The sequence below is a fragment of the Levilactobacillus mulengensis genome, assembly GCF_003946045.1.
Lineage (GTDB): Bacteria > Bacillota > Bacilli > Lactobacillales > Lactobacillaceae > Levilactobacillus > Levilactobacillus mulengensis.
Window position 1 is genome coordinate 148149 of sequence record NZ_RHNW01000004.1, and the last position, 19500, is coordinate 167648.

Annotated in this window: 13 protein-coding genes; 8 read left to right on the forward strand and 5 right to left on the reverse strand. The window is 50.9% G+C overall.

All coding sequences use genetic code 11. The features are described 5' to 3' along the window. Window positions 1–39 precede the first annotated feature (39 nt). The 4 genes from EKM84_RS05945 (at window position 40) to EKM84_RS05960 (ending at window position 9416) form a co-directional block, all read left to right on the forward strand. Window positions 40–2211 (forward strand): MucBP domain-containing protein, encoded by a 2172-nt coding sequence (locus EKM84_RS05945; RefSeq protein ID WP_164511333.1) that lies wholly within the window; start codon window positions 40–42, stop codon window positions 2209–2211. A 226-nt stretch (window positions 2212–2437) separates the two neighbouring features. Next, window positions 2438–4435: a MucBP domain-containing protein gene (locus EKM84_RS05950; protein WP_125764691.1), complete on the forward strand. Its 1998-nt coding sequence runs from the start codon at window positions 2438–2440 to the stop codon at window positions 4433–4435. A 438-nt stretch (window positions 4436–4873) separates the two neighbouring features. Then, entirely contained in the window at window positions 4874–7039 is a 2166-nt protein-coding gene (locus EKM84_RS05955; protein ID WP_164511334.1) for a KxYKxGKxW signal peptide domain-containing protein, read from the forward strand. Between the two features lie 208 nt (window positions 7040–7247). Further along, complete coding sequence (locus tag EKM84_RS05960; protein ID WP_125764695.1) at window positions 7248–9416, forward strand: collagen-binding domain-containing protein; 2169 nt, start codon at window positions 7248–7250, stop codon at window positions 9414–9416. Between the two features lie 374 nt (window positions 9417–9790). Here EKM84_RS05960 and EKM84_RS05965 read toward each other — a convergent pair whose 3' ends face one another. Continuing rightward, the gene (locus EKM84_RS05965) at window positions 9791–10534 is read right to left on the reverse strand and encodes a sulfite exporter TauE/SafE family protein (protein ID WP_125764697.1); all 744 of its coding nucleotides are present in this window, start codon (window positions 10532–10534) and stop codon (window positions 9791–9793) included. 300 nt (window positions 10535–10834) lie between these two features. Next, on the reverse strand, window positions 10835–11599 hold the full coding sequence (locus EKM84_RS05970; RefSeq protein WP_125764699.1) for a glucose 1-dehydrogenase: 765 nt from the start codon (window positions 11597–11599) through the stop codon (window positions 10835–10837). Between the two features lie 170 nt (window positions 11600–11769). Here EKM84_RS05970 and EKM84_RS05975 point away from each other — a divergent pair, with 170 nt between their 5' ends. Continuing rightward, window positions 11770–12636 (forward strand): SDR family oxidoreductase, encoded by an 867-nt coding sequence (locus EKM84_RS05975; protein WP_125764701.1) that lies wholly within the window; start codon window positions 11770–11772, stop codon window positions 12634–12636. 172 nt (window positions 12637–12808) lie between these two features. Beyond that, complete coding sequence (locus tag EKM84_RS05980) at window positions 12809–13243, forward strand: Rrf2 family transcriptional regulator (protein WP_125764703.1); 435 nt, start codon at window positions 12809–12811, stop codon at window positions 13241–13243. 244 nt (window positions 13244–13487) lie between these two features. On the opposite strand, the gene EKM84_RS05985 is transcribed toward EKM84_RS05980, so the two are convergent. Then, a complete protein-coding gene (locus EKM84_RS05985; protein ID WP_125764705.1) occupies window positions 13488–13784 on the reverse strand; it encodes a hypothetical protein in 297 nt (98 codons plus the stop codon). Window positions 13785–14316: 532 nt separating this feature from the next. Continuing rightward, window positions 14317–14679 (reverse strand): winged helix-turn-helix transcriptional regulator, encoded by a 363-nt coding sequence (locus tag EKM84_RS05990; protein ID WP_125764707.1) that lies wholly within the window; start codon window positions 14677–14679, stop codon window positions 14317–14319. A 131-nt stretch (window positions 14680–14810) separates the two neighbouring features. On the opposite strand from EKM84_RS05990, the gene EKM84_RS05995 reads away from it, so the two are divergent. After that, window positions 14811–16016, forward strand: coding sequence for an MFS transporter (locus tag EKM84_RS05995; protein ID WP_125764709.1), 1206 nt, complete (start codon window positions 14811–14813; stop codon window positions 16014–16016). A 316-nt stretch (window positions 16017–16332) separates the two neighbouring features. Continuing rightward, window positions 16333–18519, forward strand: coding sequence for a lectin-like domain-containing protein (locus EKM84_RS06000; protein WP_125764711.1), 2187 nt, complete (start codon window positions 16333–16335; stop codon window positions 18517–18519). A 287-nt stretch (window positions 18520–18806) separates the two neighbouring features. Here the strand turns inward: EKM84_RS06000 and EKM84_RS06005 are convergent, their stop codons facing one another. Continuing rightward, window positions 18807–19457, reverse strand: a complete 651-nt coding sequence (locus EKM84_RS06005) for a TetR/AcrR family transcriptional regulator (protein WP_125764713.1) — start codon at window positions 19455–19457, stop codon at window positions 18807–18809. Window positions 19458–19500 lie beyond the last annotated feature (43 nt).

Here is a 19500-nt window from a genome sequence, read left to right on the forward strand (position 1 = left end):
GCTACCGGCAATGATGCCGACAAATTGAGGAGGATTAATGTGCTTAAACGGGATGAATCAACACACCGGGTGAAGATGTATAAGAAGGGGCGCACGTGGGTGTTTGCCGGCGTCTTAACGGCAGCGCTTGCGTTTGCGGCGCCAGCGGGTGTCCAAGCGGATACTACTGGTGAAACACCTTCCCCAGCTAAAGCAGAGACGACCACGACGACGAACGCCCATCAGGATCAAGAAGTGACGCTCACACCATCAGACGTTGACGGTCATCCAACCACGACGGAAACAGAGTTGGTTACTGATGCCGAAAATGAAAGCGGTATCACAAGCGATTCAGTAACGGAAGGCAATCTCGAAACAGAAGCCAAGGACGAGGCGACCACCGCGCCAGAAAAACCAGCGGCGGAAGTCACGACGGAAGACCCACAGACAGCCAATCCTATCGCAGCGGACACCGTACCGGAAACGGCCGTGCCCATTTCAGAAACGGCCAAGCCCAAGACCCACAAACAGACCGGGGCAACGACCGAGTTGAAGGCCGTGAAGCTGGTCAAGGCCGAGGTTGCCAAACCGGCCACGGTGAAGCTCGCGCATCAACAGCGGGCAACCGCTATCAGCGAGTGGATGCCCAACACCACGCTCCAACAGGCGGTTTTGAAGAGCTTGAAGGCTCAGAATCCGGGACAGAGCTGGAACAGCGTCGATGACATTACCCAGGACGACATGGCGCTCTTGAAGAGCCTGTCAATCATGAACGGTGCCGGCACCTATATCGATGGCAAGACCGAGTTTTCACTGGTTGGCTTGGAATACGCGACGAACCTCACGTCGTTAAGTATGGGTGGAAATTTGGACGCGGCTCCGGGTGCTTACTATGGGGATATCGCTGATGTGACGCCGTTAGCCGGATTGACCAAACTGGAAAAACTAGACCTGCAGCACAACCGGATCACCGATGTAACGCCACTAGCCAATTTAACCAATTTAAAGGAACTATTGCTGGCGTTCAATCGAATCCGTGATTTCTCACCGTTAAAGGGAATCAACTATACGAAGTTTCATGCGGGCTCACAAATGGTGATTTTGGACCCCGTTAAGGTGAGTGCCACGGACCTGAGCGCCCACCTGAAGATTCAATTTGTCACAATCGATGGCGACCTGATTCAGCTGGAGCAGGTGGCGGTCCGAATCGCCGACCCCGTCTTCTTTTATAACGGCGCCTTCACCTACCGTTTCTACTTCACCGGTGGGGTCGGGGTGAGTGACGGTCAGGGCGGGCTGAACTATACGGAGCTGAAGCCGCAGATTCCGGGCATCACGGAGTATCCGGGCGTGACGGTTGATCCACAGGAAAATAACTACTTTCTGACGGGCCGGGCGGATGGCGCTGACTCGTACGGCAGTTACCTGTTCGTGGTCGCCCAGGGCTACGATATCGCGGAGGACGCGGCCCCCGTGGTCGTGCAGCATCATGACGAGCAGGGCAACGCCATCGCTAAGGACGTGACGCTGCCAACGGGGATGGTCGGGGAAGACTACACGACCACGCCGTTAGACATTCCGGGATACAAGTTGAAAACGACGCCGGAAAACGCCACCGGTCAGTACGGCAGCGAGGCCATCACGGTCACCTACGTGTATGAAAAGGATGGCGGCGGTACCGTGACGCCACCGGTCGTGACGCCAGCCGCGGATGTTACGATGACCATTTACTATCAGTTGGCGGATGGCACCAACATCGCCGCTAGCCAGACGATTAGTGGGAAACCCGGGACCGCGTATTCGACGAGTGCCTTAGACGTGGCTGGGTATACGCTGGTGACCACGCCGGAGAATGCCAGTGGGGCCTTTGGCAACGCGGATGGGACCATCACCTATGTTTATGAAAAAATGGAAACTGGGGGTGATGGGGACCTGATTACCGATGGCAATGACGGCGACGAGGGTGATTTGGTCACGGACGACGCTGATGATGATCAGAAACCAAGCGTTTCCGTGACGACGGCCCAGGACGGCGGCGCGGGGGCAACGGCCAGTGGTCAGCCGGTCCAGTTGGCTAACGGCGCGCCTGCTGTGACGTCACAGAAGTCCGCAGCCGCAGCGACAACCTTGCCACAGACTAATGACCAAGCAACCTCTGTCTGGTGGGGCGTGGCGTTATTGGCCGCGACGACCATCGGTGGCTGGCTAGGTGTTCGTCGGAAAAATGAATAAGTGAGTGGATGAAAGCCTTGATGTCTGTGACGTTGAGGCTTTTTTGCTGTCAAAATGTAAACACAGGTAAAGGCAATCGTTATATTATAAATAATTAATATTATAGTAGATTTTTGCCGACTACTCCACTATAATAATTTATATCGAAATGGTGGGCAGGTCCCACTATTAACATAATTATTTTCGGTGAAACGGCACTAGTTGACGAACTTTAGGGGGAAGACAATTGGGGAAACGACGAAGAAAAGATTGGCAAAAGTATGGGTTATGGACAGCAGCCGCGTTGGCCGGACTTGGCTGGCAGCTGACCACGGGGACGGTCGCCGAAGCTGATGAGGTGGTCGAAGCCGTGCCCGTGGCAGAGCCGGTGGTGCCGGCGGAGACCGCGGAATCGGCCGCAGGAATGGGAGTAGAGAAGCCTGAATCTACGGTAGCAACGCCTAGCTCTGAAAACGAGACTGTGGAAGAGCCAGAGTCCATTGAGGAGACGGGCACAATAGCACCGCAGGCCTTCAGTGGCGAGGGTGTCGTTTTACCTCAACCCGGTAAACAGAAATCAAACCGGGGCAAAGGGAACAAAGCGGGGAATGACCAGCAGTCCACGACGGCGGTAGTTGCGGCGACACCGGTACCAGAAGTAGTGGAAGAGAAAACTGATGCGCCAGCCAAACAGCCTAAGCGCACGGAGACAGCGATTGATCAGTGGATGCCGAATAAAACGTTACAGACGGCTGTTTTGACGGAACTACGGCGCGAGCCACAGGCAGACCATAAAACCTGGGTGGCCGAGAATGAGATTACGCAACAGGATATGTTGCGTCTAGATGCCCTAAGCATTACAGGTAATGCGGAATCAAGCGGAATTAGTACATATATTGATGGGCACACAGAATTCTCTCTCAAGGGCATCGAATATGCCAAGAACTTGGAACATATTGCCTTAGGCGGAGGGCTGGCGAATAATAGCCCCTATCAAGTGTTTGGGGACGTCGTGGACCTCTCGCCACTAGCTGGCTTGACACACTTGCGGTCAGCCATTCTCGATAACAATCGCATCAGAGATATTTCGCCGCTGAAAAATCTGAATAATCTGGAGCAACTCTATTTAACCTTTAATCAAATCTCGGATTTCCGGCCGCTCAATGGTAAAGATTTTTGGCAATTAACGATTACGGAGCAGTATATTACGTTGCCTACGATTAAAGTCGACCCGGCAAAACGGACGGCCCATATGCTGGCCCCCTACTATCTACCGAGCGGGGATCTTCCCGGTCTGTATAGTCCTGGGGAATGGGTTGAACAAATTATGGATTTTCATATCGATGAGAATAACCATAATGACTATTACTTCAATCGTTATATTTATCACAATATTCCCAATGATGATGTCTTGTTGGGGGGAGATATTGACGAGAACGATTGGGGAAATCTGACCTACGTTAATATCCCAGACCAGAAGCCGGGGGATGCGGAACCTTTAGAGGAGCACCAAATACAGCTTCCCAATTATTACTATTTGGTGGCGATGGCAGACGTGGAACCGGGGGATGTGGTTTCCGATGATTCGAACGTTGAGTGGTACGTGATTCAACCTTACACTACATCTAAACAGGCGGGGAAGATCACCGTTCATTACCAAGACGAAGAAGGAAACTCTCTAGAGGATGATTATGAACTTCCAATGGGGTACGTCGATGATGCCTACAGGACGACGCCACTGAAACTCGAGGGATACACACTCAGTCAGACGCCGGAGAATGCCCAGGGCGTTTATACAGAAATGCCCATCGAAATTACTTATGTTTATCGGAAGAAGGCAACGGAGAAGCCTAGTGTCACGCCCCCGGTCGTCACACCTCCAGTCGTCACGCCACCGACTGTGACGCCGCCAACTGACGGGGGGACACCCCCAACTACGGCCGCCACGCCCGGTCAGCAACCAGATCAGGTGGATACTGGGAATAAGCCGGAGCAGATAAAGCCGGTGCCGGTTAGTGTTGCCGGTAGTGCGGCCGACCAAGTGGATACAGGAACGACCAGTCAGTCGACCGCACCGGCTGAACCGCACCCTAGCAAATTGCCACCTGTCATGCCAACGGCAGTTCAGTCCAAGGGCAACACACTGTTACCTCAGACAGATGGTCAGAGTGCTACCTATCGGCTTCTGGGCGTAATTGGCCTGCTGATTGCTTTTTGGGGATTGGCGTATCGTGGGAAAGATTAGAAATTTGGACAGTTACAAAAGTAAAGTCAAAGAACACTGCCGAGTAGGGGTGTTCTTTTTGCGTAAAGTAAAGATAAATAACGAATATAGGGTGGACTAAAATCATTTAAAATGATGATTCTTGACTTAAACGACAGACAGCTGATTTTGTCCCTAAAAACCGCTTGTAACCGGGTTTGAAGGACTAGCTGATTTTTAATTCAGAGCAGGTAAAACCATTGACGAAACAGGGATTCATCTTTATCAAAATTAATTATTTTGATGAAAACACGATTTAAGTGTGATTAGTTTTATCACCTGACAATTAAGCTTGCTTTTGTTGTGAATCTGACTACAATGTAAGTGTAGAAAAGATTATCCATTTTTACTGAACTGTTACAATTAAAACCAATGACTAGGGCGAACGCAACAACACAAATCAACGAGGAGGAAGTTATCATGCGGAACTTAAAGAGCGAATCAAAGGAACACTACAAGAGTTACAAGGCAGGCAAGCACTGGGTTTTCGCTTGCATCACGGTCATGAGTCTCGGCTTGGGTCTGGTGGGGGCCAACGAAACGGCACAAGCTGATACCAATAACGCAAGTGAACCAGATACAAGTGTGGTCACACCGGCAGCTAATGAGCAAAAGCCAGCAGCCAGTGATACGGTTGATGGTTCTGAATCTAACGGCGATTCAGGCGTTTCTGGCAAAGTCGATGGTTCTGCAAACGGTACGGTCGGGTCCGATACTGATAAGGACGTTAACCAAGACAGCAATAGCGACATCAATAACGACGAGAATAAAGATAACAATACCAAGGATGCTAACAAGAACGTTGACCAAGATAAGGATGCTCCAAAGAATGTGGCCGGCGACAAGCAAGATGATCCTAGTAAGGATGTCCAAAAACAAGGGCAACCAGTAGACGACCAGCAACAGCCAGGAAATCAACAGCAACCAGAACAAACAGTACCCGAAAATAAGGTTGAACAGAAATCTCCAGAAGTACCAGTAGATGAGAACTCTAACGGGGGTAAGCAAGAAGACGTCAGCAATCTTGGCAAGGTTAAGCCAATGGCTGAAAGCTACTCCCTGTTACGGGACGAAGCACCAAGCATTGATGGTATTGATGCTTCGGTTTGGATGCCGGATGCGAACTTTCGGGCCTGGGTTGAAGCGGCCTTGAGCAAAGCGAACAGGACGACCGTAGATGACAGCAACCTGTCTGGTTATGTGCAAAGAACCACGAGTATTTATCCCGACTCCTCTAAGACTTTTGCTGATATTCAAAGTCTAGAAGGTCTGCAATATTTCACGAATCTGACTAGCTTTACTTACTACGGCTACGTCCCAACTTCCGGCATGATTGACTTCTCGTTTGCACCTAACTTAAACTCATTGACGCTTAACAACAAAGGCACCGCGACTGGTACTATGGATGCGACAACGTTCATTAATTTGTTGGCTAACAATCAAAAATTACAATGGTTGAATGTCACGAACTATGGGTTAACCGGCCAATTTCCTGATTTATCCGGATTCACTGACCTGAAGAACCTTCAAATGGGGCATAATCAGCTGACTGGTGCGATTCCTAGTCTGACGACGATGCCCAAGGTGACATACTTATATCTGGGGTACAATAATTTGACGGATATTCCAGATATGAGCGGGTATACTGGGTCATACGATTTCAGCCATAATCACCTTGTCACGGGGATTCAGAAAAATATGGGGATTTCGGGAAACAGTATGGATCAAACCGTTACCGGTAAAGACTATACCATCACCCCAACGGTTCGTTCGTTTGACCCAATTACCGATGTGATCAAAGGTGTTCAGGACGAGAATGGTCAACTGGATCTCACCGACCCGATGGTTGCGTACAATTTAGGTACTCCAGGAGATTTGTACTTTACGGTTGAGGCCGATTCGGACAACCCGATTGGTTTTAACATTGTGGCTGCTGAAGGGACACCTGATGGTACCTACACCATTGAGGTCTTCAATCAGAAGACCGAGCACTACAACTTTGATCTGACCTTCACCGTAACCAATGCCAAAGATCCTGTCGTTGACCCAGGGACTGGCACCACCAATCCCGGCACTGGTACTACCAATCCTGGCACCGGCACCACGAATCCAGACACTAACACCAATCCGGGTACAGGTACCAGCACTGTCACCCCAGGCACCGACACGACGACCACGCCTGATGTCACGGTCGATAATGGCGGCGATGCAGACCAAGGTGTGACGGACACCAATCCGGGCGCTACTAACACGCCACAAACCGGTGGAGACGCGGCGACGATTGACACCACGACGCCTGCTAAAGCTAAGCCAGTTGCCAAGGCGGGTCAGGCTGACCAATTAGTTGCTAAGACAAGTCGTCAATCTGCTAAACCAGTCACCGAGTCCAAGGGTCAAGCCACTAAAGTTGTTGCCCCAAAGGCACTGGCTTCCAGCGGTCAACAACAAGCTACCACAACGCCCAACCAGGCCAAGACGACGTTGCCACAAACCAACGAACGGAGCGGCGCTAGTCTGCTGGCGGCGGGGGTTGCTTTGATCATCGCCACCTTCGGCATGGGTCTCACTGCTAAGCACCACGAATAACCATAAATGTTAATTATCTGAGGGCTCGCTAAATGTTAGCGGGTCCTTTTCTTGTGAACTTTTTAGCCAAAATGGTCATTGTGGTAAACTAACGGACGATTAAGTAGTTTTTGTACAAAATATTTTCATCATTTATGTTGATTGTTTCCTTAAGAAGGACCAAAATAGGGGTGGAGTTTTATTAGGGAAAGGTAGGGATTTAATCGATATGGAAACGAAACGGACACACTTCAAAATGTATAAGAGTGGCCGTCGCTGGGTCTTCGCCTGTGCTGTGATGTTAGTCACGTTAGGCGCGGGGACCACGGTAACTGCCAATGCCGACACGAACTCATCGAGCGCCAGCAGTACGACTGAAGTGAAGGCTGCGACCAGCTCCGAGAGTGGTTCAGAGCAGAATGGTCAATCCTCACAATCTGAAAGTGAATCTAGTAGCCAATCAACGTCAACTAGCGCATCTTCAATGTCCTCAGAACAAAGCAGTGCTGACGCACAAGATAGTTCAGTTAACAGTCAATCGACCAGCTCATCTGCAGCCAAAACGGTGAAGACGACCAGCGTTCGGCCAGGGACCACTCTGAAAAAGGGCACGTTGAAACCAGGCTTCAAGGCAAACAAGTTAGTTAAGAAGTCAATCAAGAAGACGGTTAAGCGTGCCACAACGACTAAGACGGTCACCTATGCGCACACTAGCGCTGCCGGTGCCAAGGCCGCTGTTGCAAGTTTAGCTAGCTCTGAAAAGACGCAAGCCGCTAAGCAAACGATTGCCAACATGCTCCAAAAGCTTGCTGGAACCGCCACGAAGACCAGTGCATTTGAACCTTACGCGGATTCTGGGATTCAAGCCGGTGGCAGTGTTTACGATGACTTTCCTGACCTGAACAACATTCTCGGGGTTTCCTCTGTCTTTCACATTTTTGCCCGTGAAGCCGAATTGAACGCCCACACCAACGGGAACGTGGCCGTCCAAAACCTGACTGGGAACGTGAACTTCGGGACCAACATCATTGAAGAACTGCTCGACAAGGATATTTCTTACATACAGAACATTACCAACATTGCCAACAGCTCCTTCGTTTCCGGGGGATCAACTCGGGAAAACAAGGTTATCTTTGGTGAAGGTATTGAAATTGATATCAGCAACCCGAACCGGCCGATGGTCAACGGCCAATACATTGACCACTTATTGGCTCAGGAAGTTTACCAAGACCAAAACGGCCAAACGTACATCGACTTTGACGCCGAATTTGCTAAGCTGAAAGCCTTGAACGAAGCTCTGGCCAATCAAAAGAGCGAAGCCAGCTATTCCAACAGCGACTTCGACGACCAGAACAACCGGGTCATTGATATCAGTGACATGACCCCTAACGCTAACGGCCAGATCGTCATCAATTTGACACCGGACGTGCTTAACAGCGATACGCCACTGACCATCTCCGGGTTATCACCAGACGCTGATGGGACCACGGTCATCATCAACGTGGATACCGGTGGTGCCGCTGACTATAACGTCAACTCCCAAATTAAGATCAAGTACAGTGACGGGTCCGACCGGGACAATCACGAAACGGAAGACTTTGGGGACAACCATTTGCTGTGGAACTTCTACAACAGCGGTGCCAGCGATAAGCAGTACACCGGGACGTTGGACTTTAAGAAGGCCTTCCAAGGCAGTATCTTAGCCCCATCCGCCACGGTCGTTGCTAGCTCCAACATTGATGGGAACATCATCGCGGACAAGGTCATCGTTAACGCCGAAACCCACCGTTGGGACTTGCAAGATAACAAGGACAACGAAGGCGACGACGGGGATGAGGACACCGACGAAGAGGAAGACCTCGAAATCCCTGTTCACCCTGGTATCGACGTTGAAATGCCAGAAATTCCTGACACGGAAGATCCTGACACCGAAACGCCGGGGACTGAAGAGCCTAATACGGAGAATCCGAATACTGAGGAACCTAACACTGAGGAACCTAACACGGAAGAACCCGACACTGAAGAACCTGAAGGCGAAGCTAACGGTGGCGATGAGGACTTAACCTACGAACATGAGCACCCAGAATACACGGAAGACATGGCCGAAGACTTTGAAGACGACCTGATCGACTTTGAAGCTGAGCGTAATACGGCCGCTGAAGAAACCTTGTTGAACAAGGTGGATGCTGCCATTGCCGCTGCTCGGGCCAAGGGTGATACGGAATTAGTTGCCCAATTGGAATCCGTTCGTGGCAATATCTTACAGGCTTTGGGCCTGTCTGATGGCTTACCACAAACTGGCGAAGCTAACGATAGCTGGTTGAGTGCCGTTGGGTTTACGCTGGCGGGCACATTATTAGCCACCGGCATCGCCGTTGACCGCAAGCGCCGGTACTAAACCGGTGTTCTTGCGCCTTACCGGGCGGTAAAAATGGCCTGGAACGCGGTGGGGAGGACGCCCAGAGCCAAAGGACGGTCTCTGGACTTGCTTTGAGCCGCCAAACGCGCGTCTCAAAGTCACCATTTACTGAGGGTTCCCCTCAGTAAATCCCACGGCTGAGGCCATTTTTACCGCCCTCACGGCTGACACTGGTTTGGTACCGTCGCTAGCAGTCTCCTTGTTTTAGATTGTTAGTTGGTGGTTTTGAGTCGGTGGCTGCCGGTATGACATGGATCGTTAATTTTCAGTAGAATAGACAGAAACAGGCTTTGGCCTCACGTTGTTTGCGTGGGTCAAAGCCTGTTTTAGTTTGGGAATTATTAACGGTCCATTTAGAGAATCATGCGCAGACCCATGATGAGCAGGAGTACACCCATGAAGGGTTTGACGTAGTAGTTGAGTTTTTCTGGATTCACGTGCATCAGGAGGCGGGGTGCACAGATGGCGCCGAGCACCGCCCCAATCATCAGGCCGATGCCGACGTGCCAGTCGATGTTGTTGGCTGACAAATGGAAAAGCAGTCCGACTAGTGAAGTCCCGACTAACACATACGAGGAGGTGGCCGCGGCCGGTAACATGTCTAGGCCGAGGACCAGGAGCCCCGCGATAATGGGGCCACCGCCACTCAGTCCGGCAACACCAACCATGATGCCGCTTAGCATGCCATAAATGGCCGCCTGTAAACCTTGATGCCGTGCGGGTTTATTGGTGCGCGTTAGAAAGCGTTTGACCAGGACCTGCACACCTAAGCCAGTCAGGATAATGGCGACGATCCATGTGTAGACGTCGTTGGGGATGTAGGGAGCCAGCAGCGCGCCAATCACTGTTGCCGGGACGGCCGTCATCAGCATCTGGTTGCCGACCTTAAAGTGAATCTGGCCGGTGCGATAGTGACCATAAGCGCCGACCACTAGGGATGGAAATGCCGTAAATAGGGAAGTCGATGCCGCCACAGCCGGGGCGAGACCGAAGACACTAGTCAGGAGCCCCAAGTAAATGGCCGCACCGCCACCCCCGGTGGAAATAACCAATAGGCCAACTAAGAACCCAATTATTAGAAAGACTAACCACATCATTTACCCAATCGTCTCCTTACCGACTAATCATGTTGATTAGTTTACCGGTTGTGGTTTGATACGTCAATTTGGTAAGGAGTTGTGAGTGAGGGACTTTTTCTTGGATGTGCGGTTGTTGGTAATATTGGCTTAGGGCGCTAGATTTTCTCTCGCCAATATATCCGGGAACGTGCAGCCTCTGAAACGTGCTACACGAGCCAGACTCCTGCGCTTAGCAAAAGAAAGGACTCCCGGTCGACGTTGTCGACCAGAAGCCCTTTCTTCGCTAATGCTCAGAGTCTAAGCGGCTCGTTCCGCACTCTAATAACTAGTCCACCCACCGTCAACCGGTACGACCGTCCCGTTGACATAACTTGCGGCGTCTGAACATAAGAACAGCGCCGTTTGGGCGATTTCGTCGCCAGTTCCTGGTTCTGGTGAGAGTGGCATGCCGACACTTTGCCGTTGCATGCCTTCTTTGTCAATGCCCTTCATGGATTCGGCGATGTTGGTCTTGATACCACCTGGGGCGATGGCGTTGGTTCTGATCCCAACGTTTTCGTACATGTAGGCGGTGTTCTTGGTCAAGCCGACCACAGCGTGTTTCGAAGCCGTGTAAGCCGCACCGGCCCGGCCGCCACCGATGCCACCGACGGAAGCGATGTTTAAAATGACTCCGGATTTTTGCTTCGTAAATAGCTTCAGCGCTTCCCGGGTTGCCAACATAACGCTGGTGGTGTTGACCGTCATAACGCGGTCCCACAACTCGTTGGTCAACGTGCCGACAGGGGCCATGTTGTCCATGATCCCGGCGTTGTTGACCAGAATGTCCAAATGCCCATAGTTATCGACGGCCGTCTTGACCATGGCAACGACATCGGCTTCCTTCGTCACGTTGGTGACAGCGGCGACGGCGTCATTACCCGCATCGGTGATGGCCTTAACGACCTCGTTTAACCGGTCCTCATTGATGTCAGCGGCGACAATTTTCGCGCCTTCTTTGGCAAACAATTCGGCCATGGACTTACCCATGCCGGACCCGGCACCCGTGATGATTGCAACTTTACCTGCTAATTGTTGAACCACGTTACTCACTCCTTGTTTATATTGATTTTAGGGTTAATACCTAACCCTTATTATAGTCTCTTTTGTGTTGGAAAGCGCTTAATATGCTGAGTGCTGAGACTAAATGTTTGACGTCAAAATGAAATGATGTAACAATTAAAGTAACATCAAAAGGAAATGAGGAATGAACCATGACAAAGTATGTGATTACCGGAGCCACCGGGCATTTAGGCAGCCAAATCGTGAACGAAGTCGCCAAGCGAGTTGCCGCCGATACAATCACCTTGGGCGTCCACACGCCAGCAAAGGCCGCTGCGTTTGCGCAACAGGGGATGACGGTTTTACCGCTGGATTATCGTGACCAAGCTAGCATCGCCGCCAGTCTTCAGGACGCCGACGTTGCCATTTACGTGCCCAGCAAGACCCACACGAGTTTTAGCCGGGTCACCGAATTTGAAAATGTGATTGCTGCAGCCGAAACGGCCCAGGTCAAACACTTATTGGTCATGGGCTTCATTGCGGACCAAGCGGACAATCCGTTTGACCTGTCCGCGTTCTATGGGTATGTGCCGCGGCGGTTAGCCTCATCCAGCCTGTCCTACACCATTTTGCGGAATGCGCTGTACGCCGATCCGCTGGTGCCTTATTTACCAGAGCTAATTGAACGCCACAACGTCATCTATCCCATGGGCGATGCATCGCTGAGCTTCATCAGTTTAGCGGACAGCGCCGCAGCTTTCGCAGAGGTCGCCGTCACACCAAGTCTGTGGACGCAACCCATGTACACGTTGACGCAGGAACGGTCCTACACCATGCCGGCCTTGGCCCAAGTCTTAAGCCAAGTGTCAAATGAAACCATCGGCTATGCACCAGTAACGCTCAAACAATTTGAAGAGATGTACAATGAGGGCAATGAAGGGCACATGCTAGCCTCCATGTACGCCGGTGGGGCCAAGGGGTTACTCGCTACGGTTACGGACGATTACCGTAAAATCATGGGTCGTCCAGCCCAAAGCCTGCCAGATTTCTTAACGGCTAGCCTTGCGAACGAAAACTAAATTGGTATAATTATCGTTATAATGAAGCTAGTAAATGGTAAGTGTTTTTTGTTCCAAGAATGACTAAGTTGAAAAAGTTGTGAAATGGAATTGTCAATTCGGGTTAAACCAATGTGAGCCGTGAGGGCGGTAAGGCGCTGCTAAGGTTTAAACCCAGAAGGAGGGCTTGTTCGTGCGTTATTCGCATAAATTGAGTGATGCTGTTCATATTTTGGCATACATTGATATTTGTCATGATGGCGATTTATCCAGTGCGGCTATCGCGGCTAGCGTAGAGTCCAATCCCGCTCTGGTACGGAGGCTGATGGGGGCACTACGGCGAGGCGGTCTTTTAGCCACGCAACAGGGCTCCGCGACGCCCAAGCTGGCCCAGGACCCGGCTGAAATCAATTTGCTAGACGTCTATCGCGCCGTGGAAGACGATGGCAATCTGTTACACATAGATGATAAGACCAATCCGCACTGCATCGTGGGTGGCAACATTCAGGATACGTTGCGGGTGGCTTACGCAGAGGTCCAAGCGGCCGCGGAAGCGCAGATGAAAGAAGTCACGCTAGCCCGCCTGATTGGTGACATCCTGACACGGGAACGACAAAAAAATCAATAAACACAAACAAACCCGATTGGCGCAATCTACCAGTCGGGTTTGTTGTCTATTCTGTTGGGAGCTGAACCACGGTTAAGGGCGCGGTTCGATTGGGGGAAACTCACCTGAGGGGGGTGAGTTGTTTTTGAGGGGCCGGTTAGTGTTTGGGGGAGGCTAGCCGGTTAAGAGGTAAGAGGGGGAAATGAGGTAGTCGTGCGCGTCAGTGTTTGGGGGAAGCTGGCCGTAGCGGACTAATCAGGCAAAATTATTTGAGTTGGCTGTCATGGTGTTGTTGATCCAGATTCAACGCACTGGCATCAACGGCCGTTTGGACTTGGCTAGAAATTTGGCTGGACGTGACGTGTTTGTGGAGCTTGATGGTCGTTGGCTGAATCTCGGGTTGGGCCTGTCGTTTCAAACTGATAGAGGTTTCTGCGACGGCCGGCGCGGGGGTCGACACCTGGGTGGTTGCCGCGGAAGCGCCGGCAGACGTTGCCAACAGGGTCGTCACGGTCATGGCACCTAACATTACTTTCGTCATCATTGCTTTAATTTTACGCATATTACTCACTCCTCAAGTTTGTTGGTTTGGCGTATCGCTTTCGATGTATTAGTTATACCATCCGGGACGCCGAATCATCTTGAGGGCGGGATAAGCTTAACCTGTGAATTTCTTAGAATCGGTTTAGAAAGTGTTGAGAAATGGGTGTAAATGCTGGTGTATCAAGGTTTTACTGATTTAAAAAGCACACAAAATTCGTCTGAAATTGGCCGAATTTTGTGTGCTTTAATTTTCTGTTCCGATTGATTTGAACTCTATGAGGCGAATATTGAAACGGTTATATTGATGAGAATGTATTTAATATTTGAGTCAGGGCCACGTTTAGGGTTAAGCGGATGTAAGCCGAGAGGGCAGAGAAAATGGATTCAGCCGTGGGAATTCTCTTAGCGGTTCACCGCTTAGAGAATTGGTATCTTTGAGACATGGTCCACGGCTCAAAGTAAGCCAGAAGACCGCTCTACGGCTTCGGGCGTCCGCCCACAGCGTCCCGGTCCATTTTCTCTGCCCGGTAAGGCGCCAACAAAGCGCAACCCTAAACGTCGTCGCGGCTGAGAAGGGTGATCTCTTCGCCCGCAGCCTCGCGCCGGTCGATATTGTCCTCGCCCCAAACGCACAGCTCGTGCAGAATTCCCGACAGCGATTCGCCGTAGTCGGTCAATGAGTACTCAACTTTGGGCGGTACCTGTTTGTAAACGTGGCGGGCAACGATGTCCGCGTTTTCCAGCTCTCGAAGTTGTTGCGTCAGCATCTTTTGCGAAATCTGGGGAATGGCGCGAGCAAGTTCGCTAGTCCGCATGGTTTGATGGCGGAGGTGGCACAGAATAATGGATTTCCATTTACCACCGATGATCTCCATCGTGGCTTCGACGCCAATATGATAAGTTTTTGTGGGCATGTTAAACGGCCTCCTGTCTAATAGTTACCTTTTGGTGGGTAGGGCACTTTAAAGTCGGTTCTTGTTCTCCGGTTGCTAACCAGTATAATCATTATTTATTACGTTAGCAAACGAAAAACGAGGAGGTCATTATGACTAAGAAAATTTCACCAGCCATGACGTTATTGGCACTGGCTATCAGCGCATTCGCCATTGGCTCAACCGAATTTATCAGCGTGGGGTTGATGCCCCTGCTGATTCAAAGTTTCCACATTAGCATCGCTCAAGCCGGGTTAACGGTGTCCGTTTACGCGTTGGGCATCATGATTGGGGCGCCATTGATGACGCTCCTGACCGGCCAAATCAACCGGCACACGTTGATGATCATTATTATGTTGTTATTTATCTTAGGTAATTTAGTCGCTGCCTTTGCACCGGCCTTCATCGTGCTCCTGGCAGGGCGGGTGATTGCGGCCTTGGCACACGGAATCTTCATGACCGTCGCTTCCGTGATTGCGGCGGACGTGGTGGCGCCTTCTAAACGGGCGTCGGCAATCGCCGTGATGTTTACCGGTTTGACGGTGGCCACGGTGACCGGTGTGCCGCTGGGAACCATGATTGGCCAACTGGGCGGCTGGCGCTGGTCCTTCATCTTCATCAGTGTCATTGGGCTGATTGGCTTGGTGGCCGACTACGTGTTGGTGCCGCGCAACCTGCCATTGCCAAGTAAGGCAACGGCCCGGGGAATTCTCCGCGTGCTGGGCAACCCCCAAATTTTAGTAGCCCTGTTAGTGACGGCCTTAGGTTATGGCGGCACGTTCGTCGCTTATACCTACCTGTCCCCACTTTTGGAACAAAAGATGGGGTGGTCGGCTGGTGCCGTCGTCATCATTCTGGTCGTTTACGGCTTGATGGTAGCCATCGGCAATACCCTAGGTGGTCGTTGGGCCAACGCGAAACCATTGGCAGCGCTGCTGAAGATGTTCACGGGGCTGTTCGTGACATTATTAGTCTTGACGTTTACCGCAAATAACCAATGGTTGGGCTTACTGACCGTGTTAGTGATGGGCTTCTTTGCCTTCATGAACGTGCCCGGCCTGCAGCTGTACATTGTTCAGCTAGCAGAAAAGCAAACGCCGAACGACATTACCATGGCCTCGGCCCTCAACATTTCTGCGTTCAACGTGGGGATTGCGTTGGGCTCCGGTATCGGTGGTCAGGTCACGAGCCAATTTGGGTTGGGCTGGACGCCATTGTTTGGTGCCGGCATGGTGGCCTTGAGTATCGGTTTAACGCTGTTACTGATCCGGTTAGCCCGACCAGTGAAGCGGCTGATTCACAAGTTTAACGAATACTAAATAATAAGCAAAACAATTAAAGCCAACGCCAATCTTGTGGGATAAGATTGACGCTGGCTTTTTGCGCGTGTCACTGGCGCAATAGCCCGGAGAAAATTGGGGCCGTGATTAGCTGTGGCGTTAAAGGATTAAACCGCCAAATTTGTAATGGCAGTCGCGAAGAAACTGGCGTGAAACTGTTTTTATAAGTGACGTTATATTTAAATAATTATAAAAGTTAACATTGATTGTCATGAACTATCTCATCCTGTATAATCCAAATTATGTTGGTTAATAGGCTTATATTTATTGGGAATCGGACTAGGGGGAGGATGACATGAAACGGTGGTTGATGGGGATAGTAGTGGGCCTAAGCCTACTATTGCCAATGATAAGTGGTCAGGCCAATGCGGACCTGGACCACGCGTTGGCAACGGCGCCACAGGGAGTGCCGTTGGATAATTTATTTTCGATGGCGGGGTCGGATAACTTTACTAAGCTGATTGATTCTCCCTTGGTGCCGTCTTCAGTTGCCCAGATTACGGTGGATAATCCAGATAATAGGTTTGTCCAAGCTGGGGCTATCTGGTCTAAAACGGGGCTAGCCCGGATGAACAATCAATTTAATATGAATGCGGAAGAGCATATCGCGTTGTGGCTGTACTTTGGTAATAAAGGCCAGGAGGCTGGATCCGGCATGGCCTTTGTTTTGCAAAATTCGGACAGGAAGAGCCGGGCAGTTGCGGGAGCCAGTCAATCTTTAGGCGTGTGGGGGAATAATCGGAACGGCCTCGGAGTTGGTTTAGTTGTCCAAACAGCTATTCAGAACAGTTGGGCATTGGAATTTGATAGCCATGTAAATAAGAATGATGCTGATAAAGATACCAGTAAGCCCACCAATAATCCCTCATTTTATGGAAAGAATGATGGATTTGATCTTGAAAAACCTGTCAATTCTGGGATGCACATTGCCAGTGGTTATCCGGGAGAGGCTGAAACCTATCATCAATTTGGAAGTGATAATCGCGCCTACTTCAGTATGAATCACAAACAACCCAAGATGGTGACGAATTTTGCGGACGGTCAGTGGCATCATTTGACCTTAGATTGGCAAGCGGATAAAAAGCAAATGACCTACCACTACAATGACCGTGATCCAGTGACCGGAATGGCACGGCGTGGGGTAGATGTCGTGCAGGATACAGTGGCTGTTGACCCTATTAAGTTAGGTGCGACGGCAGAAAATGGAAATGTTTACTGGGGAATTACCGGGTCGACCAGTGGCTATAAGAGTGAAAATGCCCTGGCAATGGTTGACAGTTCCGACAGTTTAGGAAAAATCACCCCGCACGCCACACTTTACAATTTGACGACTAAGCGACCGGTCCCGGCTGGTGGACGCGTAGCTGTGGGTGACCAGTTACGCTACCAGTATCAATTTGATTATGATGCCGCAACCAGTAATCAGGATATTCAGTCGTTGACGATGAACCTGCCGTTACCGCAACCCCTGACCTGGACGGCTGGTGGGGTCAGTTATGATCGGGATGCCATTAGCGAACCATTTAGTCTGGCTGAATTGACGCAACCTGAAATTAAAAAAGCCTGGAAGGAAACCCTGGATAAAAGCCGCAACCGGGTGACCGTTTCAGCGACTGGAACAGTCCCGGCGGTAAGTCATGAAACGACTGTTCCAGCTGTGACGGCACGCTTTTACGGCCCTAATTACCAAACGCAGTTACCATTGCCCAGCTATCGGATTCAGCCAGGCGTGCAACTGAAGTTGGCTAATTTAGGCGATGTCACGCAACAGCTCGGCCATCACGAGGATGCGACGGTGCGGGTTCAGCTGACCAACAACGGCGAGCCCTTTGCGGTGGATGAGCTGGCGGGGTATCGGTTGCGGGCCAAAATGAATGGCCAGACCATTTCCATGACTGATTTAGCCGATCAATTAGTCGCGGGACAACCAGTTGGCACGGCCCAGTTAACCGTGAAATCAGCGCTCCTCAAGCCGGGGGACAATCAGCTGACCTTGCAGGCAGAAGACAAGGCGGATGCGCAGGTCCATTCCAATGAAATTCAGGTCAATTTGACGCGAGGGCCCGGAACATTAGGCTTTGCGGAGGTATCTCCCCAAGCGGACTTTGCGACCACGACCTTGACTGGAACGGCGCAACATATTCAACGTAAGCCGGGCTGGCGGCTAACCGTGTTGGATGAGCGGGGACCGCAGCAGCGGTGGAAATTATTCGTGCAACAGCAGACGCCATTTCGGACTGCTTCCGGCCAACTATTAAGTGGCCACGTGATTTTTATGCGGGACCATGAGGAACAGCCGGTGGGTGATCAGAGCCAGGCGGCAGTGCTGGTTGCGGAAAAGACGACGGCGAGTGACTCGGAACAGACCAGCGTGAGTGGGAGCTGGCAGGCGGACCAGGGGCCGCATATGCTCGTGAATAGTGATACGCTGGCGGGTAAGTACCAGGGTGTTCTGGAATGGCGTCTCCAAGACGCACCTTAAATTTGTCAATTAGCGTTTCCGTTCCCGACGGTAGGCTCAAGGTTCCCCGCTATGGGGTCGGTTCCGGCCTGAGAGGCGGTCCTCCATCTCGACTTTGAGCCAAGAATCGGTCTCAAAGGTCGACCCATGGTCTAAGCTGAGATAAACCCACTCAGCTAAGACCATCGACACAGCTGGGAACCTTGGCCCACCTCTGGTCACTGACACGAATCGACAAATTTAAAATTATTTGCAAAAAAAGGTTCCTGCCCATGGCAAGAACCCATAGAAACTGGAAGACCCAATGACTAGGGCTGTAAAACTTTTTCCAGTTCGGCGACTAAATAGCCGGCTTCAACGTCATCGTCCCACGCCCGATTGGGGAAGAGGACGTACCGATCCAGGACGTAGCCGACAACGACGGCAATCATATAACGGAATATTTCGTTAAACGGCCAGTCAATAATGATTTTATTTTTTTGTAACAACAAAATGGTATCTTTGAATGCGGCAATCAATTCCTGCCGGGCGGTCTCAATGAATTCGGTCCGCAACGTTTCGTTGTAAAGGAGTTCACTGAAAAAAACCTTGATGGCATCCTGGTTATTTGCCGCGAACGCCATACGGTTACGGACGAAGAAGTCCAGAAATTCATGGAGATTGGCAGCCGGGTGCGTCAACGTTTCGCGTTTGAACTCGGCTTCGACGTCGGGAATGATTTCGTGAATGATGGGCTCCAGGGCCGCCCGCAAGATGTTGGCCTTAGATTTAAAATGTTTGAACATGGTCCCTTCGGACTGGTGCGCGGCTTCAGCAATCTGGCGCGTACTCGTGTTGGCATAACCCTGTTCGGCAAAAAGACGGATGCTGGCAATCAGCACGTCTTTTTGTTTTTGCGTTAGGTCTTCGTTGGCCTGAATGACGTCAGGAAATTCGTCTAAAATTTTCTTATTTGACATGAAAATACCACCTTTGGTTGAGTCAAATTTGTTTACGGTTAAA